The sequence below is a fragment of the Conexibacter arvalis genome (assembly GCF_014199525.1).
In the GTDB taxonomy this organism is placed as follows: Bacteria; Actinomycetota; Thermoleophilia; order Solirubrobacterales; family Solirubrobacteraceae; genus Conexibacter; species Conexibacter arvalis.
In genome coordinates this window covers 24,892-42,194 of sequence record NZ_JACHNU010000007.1, presented here as the reverse complement: position 1 = coordinate 42,194, position 17,303 = coordinate 24,892, and the positions used below count along the sequence as shown (strand labels likewise).

Sequence of the window (17,303 nt, the reverse complement as noted above, 5' to 3'; positions counted from 1 at the left end):
TGCGACGTTTCGCAGGCTCCCCTCCGGCCGGGAGCCGCCACCATGTCGCCTCATGCCCTTTTCCCGCCGCACCGGGCGCGCCGCGACGGCCGCCCCCCGCTCCGGTCCGGTCCTCTGGCTCGAGGAGGCGATGGCCTCCGACGACGGGCCGGCCTGCCCGCCGCTGGCCGGCACCGTGCGCGCCGACGTCTGCATCGTCGGCGGCGGCTACACCGGCCTCTGGACGGCGCTGGAGCTGCGCGCCGATGCGCCCGACCTGCGCGTCGTCGTCGTCGAGGGGCAGGCATGCGGCTTCGGCGCGAGCGGGCGCAACGGCGGCTGGGCGACCAGCTGGTACGACGAGCTCGACCGCCTCGTCGAACGCTTCGGCGACGAGCAGGGCCGCTGGCTCGCCGACCAGTCGAGCGCCGCGGTCGCGCGCATCGGCGAGACCGCCGAGGAGCACGGCTTCGACTGCCGCTTCCGCCCGCAGGGCTCGCTGTGGACCTCCAACGCGCCGTCGCAGGACGCCGTCGTCGCCGGCCCGCTGGCGGCATGCCGCCGGCTCGGTCGCGGCGAGGTCGCGACCGCCGTCGACGGCGCCGAGGTCGAGCGGTTGACCGGCTCGGCGATCGCCCGCGGCGGCCTGCTGCTGCACGACAGCGCCGCCGTCCAGCCGGCGCTGCTGGCGCGCGGGCTGCGCGCCGCCGCGCTCAGAGCGGGTGTGACGATCCACGAGGGCTCGCCGATGCTGCGGCTCGAGCGCGGTCCGGTTGCGGCCGTCGTGACGGCCAGCGGCCGGGTCGAGGCCGACCAGGTCGTGCTGGCGACCAACGTCTGGGCGGCACGCGTGCGCGAGCTGCGCCGCGCCGTCTTCGTCGTCGGCACGCAGATGGTCGCGACCGAGCCGATCCCGGAGCGGGTGGCGCCGTGGCCGTGGCGCGACGGGATGCTGTTCGGCGACGCGCGGATGTTCGTCCACTACGCGCAGGTGACGCCCGAGGGCCGGATCGTCTTCGGCCGCGGCGGCGGCGCGATCAGCGCCGCCAATCGCGTCATCCCCAAGCACTTCACCGACCAGGCGACGGCCGACGTCGTCGCCGCCGACTTCCGCCGCTGGTTCCCGCAGCTCGCCGACGTCCCGCTCACCCACGCCTGGGGCGGCCCGGTCGACCGCGCCCCCGGCCATCTGCCGTTCGTCGGGGCGCTCGGCGACCACGAGAACATCCACTACGGCATCGGCTACTCCGGCAACGGCGTCGGACCGAGCGCCCTGATCGGCCGGATCCTGGCGCGCCGGGCGCTGCGGCGCGACGACCCCTACACCCGCTGCGCGCTCGTCGGCGGACCGCCCGGGCTGCTGCCCCCCGATCCGCTGCGGTTCGCCGGCGCGCTCGCCGTCCGCGACGCCGTCCAGCGGGCCGAGAGCCGCGAGGAGCGCGGCACCCGCGCCGACCTGCTCGGGCGAACCGCCAAGCGGCTCGCCGGCTTCTCGCTTCCCGCACGCGGCCGGCGGCGGCCTCCGGCCTGAGGGCGCCCGGCGGCGCGCCGCGCAGGGCGGGCGGCGCCGACGCCAACCGCTTGCGCCGGGGCGACGGCGGGTAGCCAGGTCGCATGGACCGCAGCAGAGCGACCGACCGAGCCCCCGACGACGAGGCGGGGATCCACCACCTCGAGCGGATCCGCGACGACGAGGTCGCCGCGATGCAGCGCGAGAGCGACCGCGTCGAGCGCGACATCGAGGCGACGCGCAAGGAGTGGGAGGCGCTGCGCGAGGATCCGAGCGTGCCCGGCGCCCGCCCGCGCGAGGACTCTCCGCCCGACGACGCCGCGGAGGAGGCCGCCGGCGACTGGAGCGGGACGGCGGAGGCCGCCAAGGAGGCCGGCCAGGACTGAGCGCTCAGCGCGCGGTCCCGCACATCTGCTGCGCCGTTCTGCGCACTAGCAGCACGAGCCGCGCGACGTCGGGGTCGCGGGGCCCGTCGACGTCGCTGAAGGCCATCTCGCCGTCGGCCGTCTCCGCTCTGAAGCGCAGCAGCGCCGACGACGAGCGCGGATAGACCGTTCTCGCCTCGAACTCGGCTCTCAGCGCGTCGACGATGTCGCGCGCCTCCAGCAGCAGCTTCGACGGCAGCTGCTCCTCCTCCCCTCCGTCGCAGCGGATCGTGCCGCCGTCGTTGATGACGAACGAGACCCGCGCGTCCGGCAGCGAGCCGGTCCGCTCGATCGCCAGCAGGTCCGAGTAGGCGCCGCCGCAGCCGGCCGCGGTGAGCGCGACCGCGGCCGCGGCCCCGAGAACGAGCCGCCGGCGCAGCGAGCGCCGTCGAGCACGAGCCCCTGGCGAGTTCTGAGGCCTTCCGCTTTCCGCCCCGAGCACGAGCCGCTGGCGCGTTCTCGAACGGGATGCGAGGCGCCAGCCGAGCATCACGCGACCACCGCCGCTCCGCCCCGCCGCGGGTCGCCGCCGCCCGACAGCGCTCCGGTCGCCGGATCGCGCTCGACGGCCTGGACGCCGCCGAAGAAGAGGTTGCGCGCTCTGAAGCGGGCGATCGCGTGGCCGTCCTGCTCCAGCTCGTCGGTGTCGGCGCCCGGCTCGGCGTAGACGATCCCGTCCTCGAAGTGGATCCGCGGCGCCCGCACCGCGGCGTCGGCGGTGAGGCCGTGGTCGACGACGGCGACGATCGTCTGCAGGATCGCCGAGCGGATGCGGTTGGAGCCGGCGCTGCCGAGCACCAGCTCGGGCCGGCCGTCGCGCAGCACGACCGTCGGCGCCATCATGCTCGGCAGGCGGCGGCCGGGCGCGAAGCGGTGGAAGCCGAGCGGGTTGAGGTCCTGCTCGCCGAGCATGTTGTTGAGGTGGATCCCGGTGCCCGGCACGACGATGCCGGCGCCCTCGCCGTTGGAGCAGGTGACGCTGCAGGCGCCGCCGGCGCCGTCGAGCACCGAGACGTGGGTCGTCGAGCCCAGCCGCGCGGCGAGGAACTCGTCGAGGAAGCCCTCGCGCGCGAGGCCGTCGAGGAAGTCGGGCGTGCGCTCCGCCTGGGAGGCGCGCATCGCCTCCACCAGCTGACGCGCCGTCGGCCCGCCGCCGTCTCCCGCCGCGTCGCGTTCCCGCTCCAGCAGCGCCAGCGCGTAGGCGATCAGCGTCCCGCCGGCCGACGGCGGCGGGTTGGAGAGGACCTCGCGGCCGCGGTAGGCGGCGCGCACCGGCGGCCGCGCGACGGTCTCGTAGGCGGCGAGGTCGGCGGCCGTCAGCAGGCCGCCCTGCTCGGCGAGCACGGCCGTCGCGGCGGCCGCGATCTCGCCCTCGTAGAACGGCCGCGCGCCCTCGCCGGCGAGCAGCTCCAGCGTCGCCGCCAGCTCCGGCTGCCGGATCGCCTCGCCCTCGCCGAGCAGCCGCCCGTCGGGCGCGAAGATCGCCGCGACGCCGGGCGTCAGCCGGCATATCCCGTCGAGGATCTCGACGACGTACGCCTGCTCGGGATTGAGCGGGACGCCGGCGCGGGCGAGCGCGGCCGCCGGGGCGACCAGCTCCGCCAGCGGGATCCGCCCGAACCGCTCCGCCGCGTCGCAGACGCCGCGCGGCATCCCGTAGGTGCCGACCGACGCCGCGCCGGCGTTGAAGACCTGGACGGCGTCGCCGAAGGAGACCGAGACCGGCACCAGCTCGCCGCGGCCGTCGTGGTCGGCGCCGCGGCCGGGGACCTCGACGAAGAAGTCGAGCAGCACCGGGTCGCGCTCCTCGCCGGGCCACGTCGGCCCCTCGCCGGGGACGACGAGCATGTAGCCGCCGGCGCCGAGACCGGTCAGCAACGGCTCGGCGGCGAACGAGGTCACCATCGCCGCGAGCGCGGCGTCGACCGCGTTGCCGCCCGCGCGCAGCGCCTCCGCCCCCGCCTCGGCCGAGACGGGGTGGCCGGCCGCGACGACGCCGCGCCCTCTGCTCGGAACTGCGGTCACGGCGCCAGCATCCCACGTGCGGCGGGCGCGCGTGGCGGAAGCCGTCGGCCGGGCGCGAACGACGGCGGGGCCGGCGCGTGCGCGCCGGCCCCGCCGGTCATGAGCTGTCGCGGGCCGGAGCGCGCCGGCTCCGGCCTCCGGCCTCAGCGCACCGGGATGAACTCGGGCACGTCGATCTCGCCGGCGGCCCGCTCGCGCCGCTGCGCACGGACCGGCTCGGGGCGCGGCTCGCTCGTACGCGCGACGCGCACCTCGCCGGCCGGCTCGGCGTACTGCGTCGGCGCCGGGCGCGGCTCGCGGTGGGCCGGGCGCTCGTCACGCGGGCGGCCGATGTCGGCGCCGAGCAGCTCCTCGCGCGTCAGCCGCGGCGGGCGCGGATCGCCGTAGCCGGTCGCGACGACCGTCACCCACACCTGGTCGTCGAGCTTCTCGTCGACCGTCGCGCCGAAGATGATGTTCGCGTCCGGGTGGGCCGCCTCGGAGACCGCCTTCGCCGCCTCGTTGACCTCCCACAGCGAGAGGTCGTGCCCGCCGGTGATCGACAGCAGGATCGAGCGGGCGCCGTCCATGCTCGTCTCCAGCAGCGGCGAGGCGACGGCCTGCTCGGCGGCGTCGATCGCGCGCCGCTCGCCGGCGCCCATGCCGATCCCGAGCAGCGCGCTGCCGGCGTCGGCCATGATCGTGCGCACGTCGGCGAAGTCGAGGTTGATCAGGCCCGGCAGCGTGACGAGGTCGGAGATCCCCTGCACGCCCTGGCGCAGCACGTCGTCGGCGACGCGGAAGGCGTCGACCATCGAGGTGCCGCGCTCCAGCACCGACAGCAGCCGGTTGTTGGGGACGACGATCAGCGTGTCGACCTCGGTCGCGAGCGCCTCGATGCCCTCGTCGGCCTGGGCCTTGCGGCGGGAGCCCTCGAAGCCGAACGGCTTCGTGACGATGCCGACGGTCAGCGCGCCGACCTCGCGGGCGATCCGCGCGACGACCGGCGCCGCGCCGGTGCCGGTGCCGCCGCCCTCGCCGGCGGTGATGAAGATCATGTCGGAGCCCTTCAGCAGCGACTTGATCTTGTCGTACTCCTCCATCGCCGCTCTGTGGCCGATCGACGGGTCCGAGCCGGAGCCCAGGCCGCGCGTGACGTTCGCGCCGATGTGGAGGGTCAGGTGGGCCGCCGACTGCTGCAGCGACTGCACGTCGGTGTTGACGGCGATGAACTCGACGCCGTGGACCTCGGCCTCGACCATCCGGTTGACGGCGTTGACGCCGCCGCCGCCGACGCCGACGACGCGCAGGACGGGGCCGTGCTGGCGGCCCGTGCCGTAGGCGGCCGAGGGCAGGCCGGGGTCGTCGATGCGCGTGTCGTAGACGTCGCGCGGGGCAGAGACGGGGGCCGGCGGCTCCATCATGTTCTCCGGGATGTCGGCCGAGAATGCCTGGCGCAGCCGCTCCTGCGGCGACGGGATCGCCGGCGGCTGCTCGACGGGAGCGGGCGGGAGGTCGCGGCGCAGCGACGGGTGCGGGCGGTCGTCGGCCTCGCGGGCGGCCGGCGTCGCCGGCGCCGGGGCGCGGTCGACCTGCGGCAGCGGCTGCTGCGCGGGCTGCGCCGGCGTCGCCGCCTGCGCCTGCGACGCGGCGGGAGCGGCCGGAGCCTGCGGGGCGGAGGCGCCGTCGGCGGACGCGCCGCGCCCGTCGAGCCCCTCCTCCTCGGTTCTGCGGAAGAGCGCCGCGAGCGGCCCCTCCCTCATGCTCGCGCGTCTACCGCTGGCCATTGTGGAGAACCTCCTTCGCGAGCTGCCGGTAGGCGTGGGCTGCCATGCCGTCAGGGTCGTACTTCAGCACGGACATGCCCTGCACAGGCGCCTCCGCGAACCTCACCGTCTTGCGGATGCGCGACGCGAACACGCGCTCTCCGAAGCTCTCCTCGAGCAGCTCGATCGCCTCCTTGGCATGCAGCGTCCGCGTGTCGACGAGCGTCGGCAGGATGCCTTCGATGTCGACGTTCGGGTTCAGGTTCTCGCGGATCATCGTGAGCGTGTTCTGGAGCTGGAGGAGCCCGCGCATCGACAGATACTCGCATTGCACGGGGACGATCACCTTGTCCGCCGCCGTCAGGGCGTTGATCGTGAGCAGCCCGAGGCTCGGCGGGGTGTCGATGAAGATGAAGTCGTAGTCGTCCTTGATCGGGCGGAACGCCTTCTCCAGGGAGCGCTCGCGGCCGATCTGGGTCGACATCGCGATCTCCGCGCCTGCGAGGTCGATCGACGCGCAGGCGACGTCGATCTCGCGGCGGCGGATCACCTCTCGGATCGAGACGTGATGGACCAGCACGTGGTACATCGAGGTCTCGACGGTGTCCGGGTCGATCCCCTGCGACATCGTCAGGTTGCCCTGCGGATCCATGTCGCAGCAGAGCACGCGGTGGCCCTCCTCGGCGAAGGCCACGGCGAGGTTGAGCGTCGTGGTGGTCTTCGCGACGCCGCCCTTCTGGTTGGCGAAGGCGATGACCTTGGCCTGGCCGTTCACTGATGACTCCGATGCGTCCGAAAACCCATACGCGCCTCTATTCGCAGCCCCGGCGGCGATTCCTCCTCGCGCCGGCGCACCGCCGGCAGACCGGGCGCGCGGGTAGGCTGACGGCGCGTGGCGGGCCTCTCCGACAAGCGCATGCTGTTCGTTACCGGCAAGGGCGGCGTCGGCAAGTCGACCGTCGCGGCCGCGCTCGGGATCGCCGCCGCGCGCCGCGGACTGCGCACGATCGTCGCCGAGCTGAGCGGCCAGGACCGGGTCGCGGCCGCCTTCGGCCGCACCGACGGCGCAGGCCACGCGCACGAGCTGCGGCTCGCGGAGAACCTCTTCACGATCTCGATCGACGCGCAGCACGCGCTCGACGACTACCTCCACCTGAAGGCCGGCGCGCTCGGCGGGGTGCTGTCGGGCTCGCGCACCTTCCACGCCTTCCTCTCGGCCACCCCCGGCATGCGCGAGCTGCTGACGCTCGGCAAGGCATGGGAGCTGGCGCAGCCGGAGCGGCGCGCCGCCGGCACCGAGCCGTACGACCTCGTCGTCGTCGACGCGCACGCGACCGGCCACGGGATCGCGGCGCTGCGCACGCCGCGGACCTTCGCCGAGATCGCGAGGGTCGGGCCGATCGCCGGCCAGGGCCGCGCGCTCGACGAGAGCTTCACCGACCCGGCGCAGACGGCCGTCGTCGCCGTCGCGCTGGCCGAGGAGATGCCGGTCAACGAGACGCTCGGGCTGCGGCGGCGGCTGCGCGACGAGCTGGGGATCGAGCTGGCGCTCGCGGTCGTCAACGCGCTCGTGCCCGACCGGCTCGGCCCGCGCCAGGCGCGCAGAGTCGCCGACGCGCTCGCGCTCGCCGGCCCCGGCACCTCGCCGGCGGTCGCCGCGGCGCTGCAGGCGGCCCACTCCGAGCACGTCCGCGCCGGCGCCCAGCGCGAGCAGGTGGAGCGGCTGACCGCCGGGCTCGGCGCCGAGCCGCTGACGCTGCCGTACCTGTTCGCCCCGACCGTCGACCGCGACGGGCTGGAGCTGCTCGCCGACCGGCTCGAGGCGGCGCTCTGATGGGCGTCGAGCGGTGGCTGGAGGGGACGCGGGTCTGCGTCTGCGGCGGTTCGGGCGGCGTCGGCAAGACGACGACCTCGGCGGCGATCGCGGCCGGGATGGCGGCGCGCGGGCTGACCGTCTGCGTCGTCACGATCGACCCCGCCCAGCGCCTCGCCGACGCGCTCGGCCTCGACGCGCTGGGCAACGAGCCGGTGCGCGTCGACCCGGCCGCGTTCGCGACCGCCGGTGCGCCGCTCGCCGGCGAGCTGTGGGCGCTCCAGCTCGACGCCAAGCGCACCTTCGACGACCTGATCGAGCGGCTCGCGCCCGACGAGCGCACGCGCGAGGAGATCCTCTCCAACCGCATCTACCGTGAGCTGTCGGGCGCTGTGGCCGGCTCCCAGGAGTTCACCGCGATCGCGAAGCTGCACGACCTCGCCGAGAGCGGACGCTTCGACCTGCTGGTGCTCGACACGCCGCCGTCGCGCAACGCGCTCGACTTCCTCGACGCGCCCGACCGCCTGACGCAGTTCTTCGAGGGCCGCGCGCTGCAGGCGCTGCTGCGGCCCGGCAACGTCGGGATGCGGCTGCTCGGCCGGCCGGCGGGGATGGCGATGAGCGTCCTGAAGCGGATCACCGGCGTCGACCTGCTGACCGACCTGTCGAACTTCTTCCGCCTGCTCGGCGGCCTGCTGGAGGGGTTCAGAGCGCGCGCCGCGCAGGTCGAGGCGCTGCTGCACGACCCGGCGACCCGCTTCCTGCTCGTCACGTCGCCCGAGCGCGAGCCGATCGACGAGGCGATCTACTTCCACCGCAAGCTGAAGGCCGCGCGGATGGGCTTCGGCGGCGCGATCGTCAACCGCGTCCACGCCGACCAGCTCGGCGACGAGCCGCTCGACGGGCTCGCGGCGCGGATCGTCGCCGAGACCGGTCTGCCGGGCGGCGTCGCCCGCAGCGTCGCCGCCTGCTTCGCCGACGAGCACGCGCTCGCGCTGCGCGACCGCGAGAACGTCGCCCACCTGCAGGAGCGGCTCGGACCGGAGGTGCCGCTCGTGCTCGTCCCCCACCTCGACGACGACGTCCACGACGCCGCCGGCCTGCTGCGCGTCGGCGGCTTCCTGTTCGCCTGAGCGGCCGCCGGCCCACGTCACCGCTCGCCGCCCGCCCGCTGCGCGGCTCGCCTCCGCTCGCCCGCCCACCGTCCGCGCCGACGCCGCCCGCCCGCCCGGGCTCACTCGCCCACCGTCCGCCGCCGCCCGCCCGCTGCGCCGGCCCCCCCGCTCGCTCGCCCACCGCCCGCGCCCGCACCGCCCGCCACCCTCGTCGGCCGCCCCTTCCCTCTTCGCGCCGCCGGTAGGCTCCGCGGCGATGGACTTCGCCGCGGAGGGGCTGCTTGAGGGGATCGAGGACGCGCAGGCGCGCGCCGATCGGATCGTGCTGCTGGAGCGGCTGCTCGCCGACGGGATCCCGCTGGAGGAGCTGAAGCGGGCGGCGGCCGAGGACCGCCTCGTGCTGCTGCAGGTCGAGCGGATGCTCGGCACCGAGCAGTACACGGCGCGCGAGGTCGCCGAGCGGGTCGGCCTGCCGCTGGAGCTGGTGCTGAAGATGCGTCAGGAGCTCGGCCTGCCGCGCCCCGATCCCGACGACCGCGTGCTGACCGACAGCGACGTCGAGGCGGCCGCGCGGCTGAAGCTGTTCCACGCCGCCGGCCTCTCGGAGGAGGGGATCCTCGAGGTGGCGCGCGTGCTCGGCGAGGGGCTCGCGCGGGTCGCCGCGACGTTGCGGACGCTCGTGCGCGACGCCTTCCTCCAGCCCGGGATCGGCGAGCAGGAGCTGAGCGACCGCTACGCCGCCGCGAGCGCGACGCTCGGCCCGCAGCTCGGCGTCGTGATGCAGCAGGTGCTGAACATGCACCTGCGCGACCAGCTCCGGACCGACGTCGTCGGGCGTGCGGAGCTGGCGCGCGGCGGCGTGCTCGGCGCGGTGCCGATGTCGATCGCCTTCGCCGACCTCGTCGGCTTCACGAAGCTCGGCGAGCGGGTGCCGGCGGAGGAGCTGGGTGCGATCGCGCGGCGGCTGGGCGAGCTCGCCGGCGAGGCGACCGCCGCCCGTCCGCCGGTGCGGCTGGTGAAGACGATCGGCGACGCGGCGATGCTCGTCTCGCCCGACCCCGACGCGCTGTTGGAGACCTCGCTGGAGCTGGTCGCCGCCGCCGAGGAGGAGGGCGACGAGTTCCCGCGCCTGCGCGCCGGCGTCGCGACCGGCCCCGTGCTCGGGCGCGCCGGCGACTGGTACGGCAGCCCGGTCAACATCGCCAGCCGCATCACCGGCATCGCCCGCCCCGGCAGCGTCGTCGCCGCCGGCGCGACCCGCGAGGCGATCGGCGACGACGCCCACTGGCGCTGGTCGTCGCTCCCCAACCGCCGCCTCCGCGGCGTCGACCACCCCGTCCCCCTCTACCGCGTCCGCCCCGCCGACCCCACGCCCTCCGGCTGACCGCCGTCCGCCGCTGCGCCCACATCGCCCGCCCCACCAGCGCGCGCCGCCCCCACCGGCCCCGCCCCACCGGCGGCCGCCGCCACGCCGCCCTCCGGCCCCGCCCCATCAGCGGCCGCCCTCCCCAGCAGCCCGCGCAGTTCGGCGGCGGTCGCGTTCCCACGCGCGCCGACGAGGTGTCGCTTGCGGTAGCGGCGCACGGTCCAGCCGGCCGCCTCCAGCTCGGCGCTCTTCCGCACGTCGCGCGCCCGCGCGGCGGCGGTGTCGTGGAATCTCGCGCTGTCGAGCTCGACCGCCAGCCGCTCGGCCCGCCACAGCGCGTCGACCTCCCACCGTCCGACACGCACGTTGTGCTCGGCCGCCGGCAGGCCGTGCGCCTGCAGCAGCGCCCGGAAACGCCGCTCCAGCCCGGAGCGCAGCACCACCGGGCCGTGGTGTCGTGCCAACACCGCCTCCAGCGCCGCATGTCCCCCGTCCCGCCGCCCGCGCACCCGCGCCGCGCACGCGAGCACCCCCTCGACATCGAGCGCTCTCAGCACGTCGGCCTCGTTGACGGCCCGCTCGAGGTCGTCGCGCGCGACCAGCCCGGCGAGGTCGACCAGCGTCCGCGCGATCGTCGTCACCGGTATTCCCGCCCGTCCGATCACGTCCTCGGCCCCCAGCTGCCGCACGGTGTGGACCTCGACCCAGTTGGTCGTCCGTCGTCGTGCCGCGGTCGTGACGTCGACCCGTCTCCCCCGTTCAGGCAGAAGCCCGTGGAGCGCGGCCGCACTGCGGTGGCTGAGCGCCGCCCCGGGCCCGGCGGCGAGCACCGCCGCCAGCCACTCCCCCTCCCGCGTCAGCCGACGGTGCCCGACGGCGTAGACACCGCGGTGGAGTCTCACGAGCAACCCTGCTCTCACCCGCCGGTCGACCACGCGCGCCGTCATCCCCATGTCGAGCAGCTGCGCGCGGCTCACCACACCGTGCTGGCGATCTGCACACCGCGCCATCACCCGATCGGGAGCTGCGTCAATCTGCCTACCGCTGCGGTAGGCAGATTGACGCAGCTCGTGGCGCGGATCGGGCACCCGGCCAGCGTGGCAAGGAAGATGTGGCGTGTGGGGCGCGGGGCGCGCCGTCTCTGCGCGGCGGCGGCTACGCCGCGGCCGCTTCGGCGAGCAGCTCGTCGGCGAGCGATCGGACGTCGCTGTCGAGGTGGCCGCAGAGGATGTCGCGCAGGAGCGCGCGCAGGTGGCCCGATATCTCCTCGACGAGGCGGTCGACGTTCTCGCCGGGCTGCGCCAGCCCCGCTATCACCGCCCGCTCCAGCGTCACCGCCCGCGCGATGCGCTCGGCGAGCGCGGCGCGCTCCTCCGGCTGGGCGCAGATCACCGACAGCCGCTGCGCCAGCCGGCCGCTGTCCGGGCCCTCGGGCTCGAGCAGCGCGCGGAGGGCGAGCAGGTCGTCGGTCAGCGACTCGAACGGGACGACCCGCTCCCGCGCCATCTCGAAGCGGCTCAGCGCCCACGCGACCTCGCCCGCGCGCGGCGTGCGTCGCGCGATCAGGTTGCAGAAGGCGCGCAGCTCGTCCTCCTGCTCGAGCACGAGCGTACGGCGTCCGCGGGCCCGGCCGCTGGCGCCGAGCGGCACCACCTGCCACGGCCCGGCGTCGAGCCGCGCCCACGCGACCGGCCCGAGCGCGTAGACGCCCTCGTCGAACAGCCGCAGTGCGCTGAGCAGGCGGCGGAAGCGGGTCCGCGCCGTCGTCAGCGGCGGGCCGGCGAGCCGCTCGCCCTCGAGCGTCAGCACCGCCAGCACGCTGCCGTGCTCGACCTCGCCGGGCGTCGACCAGACGGCTTCCGGGGGCACGTCCGGGACGCTCTCCCCGCGCGCCAGCGACAGCCCCTCGCCGAGCGGCACGTCGTCGGACTCGAGCGCCAGCCCGAGCACCGGCGCGACGACGAGCGCGACCTGGCGCCCCTCGTAGAGCGCGGCCTCGAGCTCAGCGTAGGCGGCGTCGAAGCGATCGGCCTGGAAGCCGAACTCGCTCGTGTCGGCGTAGACGGCGGAGAGGAAGGAGCGCAGGGCGGCGTCGGCCCGCTCGCGCTCGTCCGGCGGGATCCGCGGCTCGCCGCGCTTGCGCAGGTAGCCGTCGAGCCCCGCGATAGCGCCGATCGTGCGGGCCGCCGGCAGGTAGGACGGGAGCCTGTCGAGGATCCCCATGCGCGAGCGGATGAAGTTGCCTGTCAGCGGCCGGTAGCAGTAGAGCGCTGAGCGGGCGCCGGGCTCCTCGACGACCTCGAACGGGATCTCGGCACCGCGCGCGGTCTCAGCGGCCAGCTGGAGGCCGGCGTCCTCGGTGAACGCCCGGAGCAGCTGATGGAGCGTGCGGTTGCGCATGCGGAGGCGTTCGCCGGCCGCGGCGGTGACTCCTGCCGCCGCATGCGGGCTTGCAGGAAGCAGGCGCGCGCAAGCGGCGACACGGACGCCAGGCGGGCGCGCGGCAGGCCGGCTACGCGGCGGCGGCGGCGGGCGGCGCAGGCACGACCAGCTCGGCCTCCCCGCTCGCCGGGGTGCACTCGCCGTCGGCGCCGAGCCAGCGGCGGCCGTAGGAGCGCATGTCCTCGATCAGCGGCACGAGCGCGAGCCCCTTCTCGGTCAGCGCGTACTCGACCCGCGGCGGGACCTCGGGGAAGGTCTGGCGCTCGACGATCCCCTCCTCCTCCAGCGCGCGCAGACGCAGCGACAGCGTGCGCGGACTGATGCCCTTCAGCGAGCGCTCCAGCTCGCAGAAGCGCGAGCGGCCCTCGGCCAGGTCACGGATGATGAGGAGCGTCCACTTGCCGCACACGATCTCCGCGGTGCGGCAGACGGGGCAGCTGTCGTCGTACGACATGTATCGATGGTAGCGCAAGACTTCACGAACTGAAGTACCGGGACGGCGTGCCTGTGCGCCCCGGCGCGCGAAGAACCGGAGAGCTCCCCTCAGTCTGCCGACCGGGAGAGGCAAACGCGGACGCGAGGCGGCGCGGACGCCCGAGAACGGCGAAGGGCCCCGGCGAACCGGGGCCCTTCGAGAAACGGTGACGTCGGAGCGGCGGGACTAGGCGACGTCGCGGAGCTTCTGCGCCTCCGCCAGCGACTGCAGCTTCTTCAGCGACTGGTTCTCGATCTGGCGGATCCGCTCGCGCGTGACGTTGAAGGTGCGACCGACCTCGTCGAGCGTGCGCGGATGCTCGCCGCCGAGGCCGTAGCGCAGCTCCAGCACGCGGCGCTCGCGGTAGGAGAGGTTCTCGAGCGCCTCCCGCAGCGCCTCCTTGGTGAGGATCTCGGCGGCCCGCTCGTACGGGGATTCTGCCCTCTCGTCGGCGATGAACTGGCCGAACTCCGACTCCTCCTCGTCGCCGACCGGCTTCTCGAGCGAGACCGGCGCCTGCGCGGAGCGCTTGATCGAGTCGACCTCCTCCGGATCGATCCCGGTGACCTCGGCGATCTCCTCGGCGGTGGGCTCGCGACCGAGCTCGGTGACGAGCTTGCGCTCGGCGCGGCCGATCTTGTTCAGCTTCTCGACGACATGGACGGGGATGCGGATCGTGCGCGCCTTGTCGGCGAGCGCGCGGGCGATCGCCTGGCGGATCCACCAGGTCGCGTAGGTCGAGAACTTGAAGCCCTTGCGGTAGTCGAACTTCTCCGCGGCGCGGACGAGGCCGAGCGTGCCCTCCTGGATCAGGTCGAGGAAGGGCAGGCCCTGGTTGCGGTAGTTCTTCGCGATCGAGACGACGAGGCGGAGGTTCGACTCGACCATCTTCTGCTTCGCGTCGAGGTCGCCGCGCTCAATCCGCTTGGCGAGGTCGACCTCCTCCTGGGCGGTCAGGAGCCGCACCTTGCCGATGTCCTTCAGGAACAGCTGAAGGGAGTCGGTCGTCATGTCCGGCTTCAGGTCGAGCGCCGTTCTCGCACGGCGGCCGCGCCGTCTGTCGGGCGCCCGCTCGACCTGGTTGTTGGCGGCCGTCGCCGGATCGATCTCCTCGACCAGCTCGATCTCGGCTCTCTCGAGGAAGCCGTGGAGGTCCTCGACGTCGGACTCGTCGAGGTCGAGCTCGCTGACCGCGGTCGCGATCTCGGCGTACGTCAGGACGCCAAGCTGCGTACCGCGGGTGACGAGACCCTTGATCTCTTCGAGTTCCTGAAGTTCAGCTACAGACATCTGGTTCCGTTTCTCGTCGCGTGCGCCACCCCGACATCCCGCCCTCGGCGCGGTCATCCGGCAGAAGCGCCCTCCGAAGCGCGCACCACTGCCATCCAAACATGGACGGGAGTCTAGCTACTTCATTTTTTGAAGTCAACGCGTCGTCGCCTGTGGGGATGCAGCCATGCCCGGATGCCGGGTCCGATGCGCGCGCGTCGAGGTCCTGTACCTACTACGCAGAACGGTCGCGAACGTTTCAAGTTGCGCGCCCTTCACCCATCCTGATCGGCTCGGCGCGACGGCGCTTGAGCGCTCCTGTTCCCGGAGCGATGAGCGGCGTGCCAAAACCTCTTTGCTCCGGCAGAGTTTCGTATACTGCCCGCCGCCACGCCGAACGGCTCCGCGCCCAGCGCGGGACCGACGGGGGACCCACTGCGAGCCGCTGGCTCGCCGGGGCGAATCGGTCGCAGTCTCGGACCGTAGCGGCGCCGACAGGCGTTGCGAGCCCGACAGCTCACCTCGTAGGCACAGGCGCCCATCCATGATCGTTCGCCGCCGCCCAGTCGCCTTCCTCGCTGCCGCCATGCTCGCGGTCGCGCTCCCCGCCGGGAGCGCGCACGCCGCCATGCACGGCGGCGCCTCCGCCGACGCCGCGCCCGCCGCGCCCGAGGAGGCGCCCGCGCTCACGACCCCGCTGCCGGTCGCGACCGCGAGCGCCAACGGCATCACGATCTCCTCGAACGGGGCCGTGCTGCTGAACCGCCGCGCGACCGTCAGCGGCAGCGCCCCCGCCCGCCTCAGACGGGTCGCGATCCAGCAGCTGACGGCGAAGCGGGGCTGGCAGCAGGTCGCGACCGCGACGATCTCCGCGAAGGGCTCCTTCAAGGCCGCCTGGCGCCCGCGCGCCGTCGGCGCCCAGCAGCTGCGCGCGGTCGCCGGAACCGTCGCCGCCCGTGCGGCCGACGAGGCTCCGCAGGTCGACGTCACCGTCTACCGCCCCGGAGTCGCCAGCTGGTACGGACCGGCATCGCCGAAGAAGCCGGGGAAGACCGCCTGCGGCGTCCCGCTCACCACGACGACGCTCGGCGTCGCGCACAAGACGCTGAGATGCGGGACGCAGGTGCAGCTCTATTACAGAGGCGCGACGATCGTCGTCCCCGTGATCGACCGCGGCCCGTTCATCACGGGACGCACGTGGGACCTGACGAAGGCGACCGCCGAGGCGCTCGGCGACGTCGAGCGCGGCCTGATCACCGTCGGCGCGCTGCCGCTGAACGGCAAGCCGCGCCTGAAGACGCCCTACGACGCGCCGGCGATCCGCCGCTAGCAGCGAGCGCGCCCGGCTGCGGGCGCGCGCAGCCGTTCGCGCCACGCAGCGCGCCGCCTTCGCGCCGGTCGCGGGCGCGCTCTCTTCGCGCCAGTCGCGCGCGCTCTCTTCGCGCCAGTCGCGCGCGCTCTCTTCGCGCCGGTCGCTGGCGCGCCGCCTTCCGCCAGTCGCGCGCGCTCTCTTCGCGCCGGTCGCGGGCGCGCCGCCTTCCGCCAGTCGTGGGCGCGCTGACTTCCCGCCGGTCGCGGACGCGCTGACACCGCGCCGTCGCGTCGCGCCGCGCACCCGCCGACGCGCGGACCCCCGCCGGCCGCTCAGCGCAGCAGGCGCGGGCCGCCGGCGCCCGGGCGGTCCGGGTTGCCGTCGGGCTGCGGGACGGCCTCGCCGATGCGGACGCCCGCGGCGGTCGCCGCCAGCATCGCCTCCTCGGCGCGGTCGATCAGCGTCGCGGCATCCTGGCCGTCCTCGCCGTAGACGGCGAAGCCGATCGTCGCCGCCAGCGGCGCTCCCTGCCAGCTCTCGCCGTTCTCGACGCCGGCCCCGATCCGCTCTGCGAGCGCGATCGCTCCGGCGCGGCCGACTCCGGGCGCGATCACCCAGGCGCGGCCCTGGTGGTCGGAGGCGACGAGGTCCTGACGGCGGATCGCGCGGCGGATCGCCTGGGCGAGGCGGCCGTACGGGACGTGCGCCTCGCCCTCGGGCGCGCTCGCGGCGACGCGGTCGCCGTCGACCAGCTCGACGCGCAGCAGCGCCAGGCCGCCGCCCTCGCGCTGGCAGCGGTCGATGTGGCGCTCCAGCGTCGCGATCCACAGGTCGCTGTCGTCCATCGCGCCGGCCGGCCCGTCGCGCGGGTCGCTCGCCGGCCGCGGCGGCAGGTGGGTGACGCCGGCCGCCGGCGCGCCGGCCTCCTCCTCCCCGTCGCCGCCACGCAGGTCGTGGAGCGTCGGCCCGCTCTGCTGGCCAGCGCCGGGCTCCGCGAACGCGGGTCCGTTCGGGAGATGGCCGTTGGAGGCGGTCGCGGGCGCCGGCGGCGGCGCGAACGACGCCGTCTGCCCCGGCGCGACCGGCGACGGCGCGGCGGCGGACGGCGGATCGGCGAACGGCGGCGGCTCCGCCGACGCGGCATGAGACGTGCCCTGCGGCGTGGCCGGCGCGACCGGCGACGGCGCGGCGGCGGGCGGCGGATCGGCGAACGGCGGCGGCTCCGCCGACACGGCATGAGACGTGCCCTGCGGCGTGGCCGGCGCGACCGGCGACGGCGCGGCGGCGGGCGGCGGCTCGGCGGCGGACGGCGGCTCGGCGGCCGACGGCTGCTCCGCCGGCGACGCGGCGACGGCCCGCGGCGCGCCGGCGAGCGCGGTCGCGGCGACGGCGGCGGTGACGGCGGCGAGGCGGGCGGCGAGCTGCGCGACGGCGGCCGGGTCGGCGCGGTCGACCGGCCCGTCGAGCGCGGCCTCCCAGACGCAGGCGCGCAGCGCGTCGACGGCGGCGACCGTCTCGGTGGCGTCGCGGGCGCCGGCCAGCAGCGGGAGCCGGCGGACGCCCTCCGCGAGATCGCCGGCCTCGCCGAGGCGCGCGAGCTCGACGTCGGAGCCGAGGCCGCGCGCGAACGCCGCGCTGAGGCCCGGTCCCTCGGCCGCGAGCGCGGCCGCCGGGATCGCTCCGGCGGCGTCGAGCGGCGCTCGCTCGAGCAGAAGCAGCAGCCATCCCTTGGCAATCGTCTGAGCGCGCCCCGCGAGCGTCTCGACCGCCCCCCACGCGATCGGGTCGGGGCGGTGAGGACGAGGCGTCCTCGAATCCGTCATCCAA

General features: G+C 75.3%; 15 protein-coding genes. 6 read left to right on the top strand and 9 right to left on the bottom strand.

Annotation, left to right across the window (positions count from 1 at the left end; genetic code table 11):
• The first annotated feature begins 52 nt into the window (after positions 1 to 52).
• Positions 53 to 1,510 (top strand): NAD(P)/FAD-dependent oxidoreductase, encoded by a 1,458-nt coding sequence (locus BDZ31_RS19710; protein WP_183344371.1) that lies wholly within the window; start codon positions 53 to 55, stop codon positions 1,508 to 1,510.
• An 83-nt stretch (positions 1,511 to 1,593) separates the two neighbouring features.
• Positions 1,594 to 1,875: a hypothetical protein gene (locus tag BDZ31_RS19705; protein WP_183344369.1), complete on the top strand. Its 282-nt coding sequence runs from the start codon at positions 1,594 to 1,596 to the stop codon at positions 1,873 to 1,875.
• A 4-nt stretch (positions 1,876 to 1,879) separates the two neighbouring features.
• On the opposite strand, the gene BDZ31_RS19700 is transcribed toward BDZ31_RS19705, so the two are convergent.
• The 4 genes from BDZ31_RS19700 to BDZ31_RS19685 all read right to left on the bottom strand — a co-directional run bounded on the left by BDZ31_RS19700 (position 1,880) and on the right by BDZ31_RS19685 (position 6,459).
• Positions 1,880 to 2,404, bottom strand: coding sequence for a hypothetical protein (locus BDZ31_RS19700; protein WP_183344367.1), 525 nt, complete (start codon positions 2,402 to 2,404; stop codon positions 1,880 to 1,882).
• Complete coding sequence (locus BDZ31_RS19695) at positions 2,404 to 3,939, bottom strand: gamma-glutamyltransferase (protein ID WP_183344365.1); 1,536 nt, start codon at positions 3,937 to 3,939, stop codon at positions 2,404 to 2,406. Before BDZ31_RS19695 ends, BDZ31_RS19700 begins: the two co-directional genes overlap by 1 nt.
• Positions 3,940 to 4,082: 143 nt before the next feature.
• Entirely contained in the window at positions 4,083 to 5,273 is a 1,191-nt protein-coding gene (gene ftsZ, locus BDZ31_RS19690) for a cell division protein FtsZ (RefSeq protein ID WP_343075649.1), read from the bottom strand.
• Positions 5,274 to 5,691: 418 nt separating this feature from the next.
• The gene (locus BDZ31_RS19685; RefSeq protein WP_183344363.1) at positions 5,692 to 6,459 is read right to left on the bottom strand and encodes an AAA family ATPase; all 768 of its coding nucleotides are present in this window, start codon (positions 6,457 to 6,459) and stop codon (positions 5,692 to 5,694) included.
• A 117-nt stretch (positions 6,460 to 6,576) separates the two neighbouring features.
• On the opposite strand from BDZ31_RS19685, the gene BDZ31_RS19680 reads away from it, so the two are divergent.
• The 3 genes from BDZ31_RS19680 to BDZ31_RS19670 all read left to right on the top strand — a co-directional run bounded on the left by BDZ31_RS19680 (position 6,577) and on the right by BDZ31_RS19670 (position 9,996).
• Complete coding sequence (locus tag BDZ31_RS19680; protein ID WP_183344361.1) at positions 6,577 to 7,518, top strand: ArsA-related P-loop ATPase; 942 nt, start codon at positions 6,577 to 6,579, stop codon at positions 7,516 to 7,518.
• A complete protein-coding gene (locus BDZ31_RS19675) occupies positions 7,518 to 8,630 on the top strand; it encodes an ArsA family ATPase (protein ID WP_183344359.1) in 1,113 nt (370 codons plus the stop codon). The genes BDZ31_RS19680 and BDZ31_RS19675 overlap by 1 nt, the downstream gene beginning before the upstream one ends.
• A gap of 238 nt (positions 8,631 to 8,868) precedes the next feature.
• The gene (locus tag BDZ31_RS19670) at positions 8,869 to 9,996 is read left to right on the top strand and encodes an adenylate/guanylate cyclase domain-containing protein (RefSeq protein ID WP_183344356.1); all 1,128 of its coding nucleotides are present in this window, start codon (positions 8,869 to 8,871) and stop codon (positions 9,994 to 9,996) included.
• On the opposite strand, the gene BDZ31_RS19665 is transcribed toward BDZ31_RS19670, so the two are convergent.
• The 4 genes from BDZ31_RS19665 to BDZ31_RS19650 all read right to left on the bottom strand — a co-directional run bounded on the left by BDZ31_RS19665 (position 9,957) and on the right by BDZ31_RS19650 (position 14,185).
• On the bottom strand, positions 9,957 to 10,988 hold the full coding sequence (locus BDZ31_RS19665; RefSeq protein ID WP_281381771.1) for a type IV toxin-antitoxin system AbiEi family antitoxin domain-containing protein: 1,032 nt from the start codon (positions 10,986 to 10,988) through the stop codon (positions 9,957 to 9,959). The two genes, BDZ31_RS19670 and BDZ31_RS19665, sit on opposite strands and share 40 nt — an antisense overlap.
• Before the next feature lie 145 nt (positions 10,989 to 11,133).
• A complete protein-coding gene (locus tag BDZ31_RS19660; protein ID WP_183344352.1) occupies positions 11,134 to 12,378 on the bottom strand; it encodes a hypothetical protein in 1,245 nt (414 codons plus the stop codon).
• A 112-nt stretch (positions 12,379 to 12,490) separates the two neighbouring features.
• Entirely contained in the window at positions 12,491 to 12,874 is a 384-nt protein-coding gene (locus BDZ31_RS19655) for a winged helix-turn-helix transcriptional regulator (protein ID WP_183344350.1), read from the bottom strand.
• 207 nt (positions 12,875 to 13,081) lie between these two features.
• On the bottom strand, positions 13,082 to 14,185 hold the full coding sequence (locus BDZ31_RS19650; RefSeq protein ID WP_183344348.1) for a sigma-70 family RNA polymerase sigma factor: 1,104 nt from the start codon (positions 14,183 to 14,185) through the stop codon (positions 13,082 to 13,084).
• A gap of 523 nt (positions 14,186 to 14,708) precedes the next feature.
• Here BDZ31_RS19650 and BDZ31_RS19645 point away from each other — a divergent pair.
• Positions 14,709 to 15,494 carry a septal ring lytic transglycosylase RlpA family protein gene (locus BDZ31_RS19645; RefSeq protein ID WP_183344346.1) on the top strand — a complete coding sequence of 262 codons (786 nt, stop codon included), beginning with the start codon at positions 14,709 to 14,711 and terminating at the stop codon, positions 15,492 to 15,494.
• A 314-nt stretch (positions 15,495 to 15,808) separates the two neighbouring features.
• Here BDZ31_RS19645 and BDZ31_RS19640 read toward each other — a convergent pair whose 3' ends face one another.
• Complete coding sequence (locus BDZ31_RS19640) at positions 15,809 to 17,299, bottom strand: GGDEF domain-containing protein (protein WP_183344343.1); 1,491 nt, start codon at positions 17,297 to 17,299, stop codon at positions 15,809 to 15,811.
• Positions 17,300 to 17,303 lie beyond the last annotated feature (4 nt).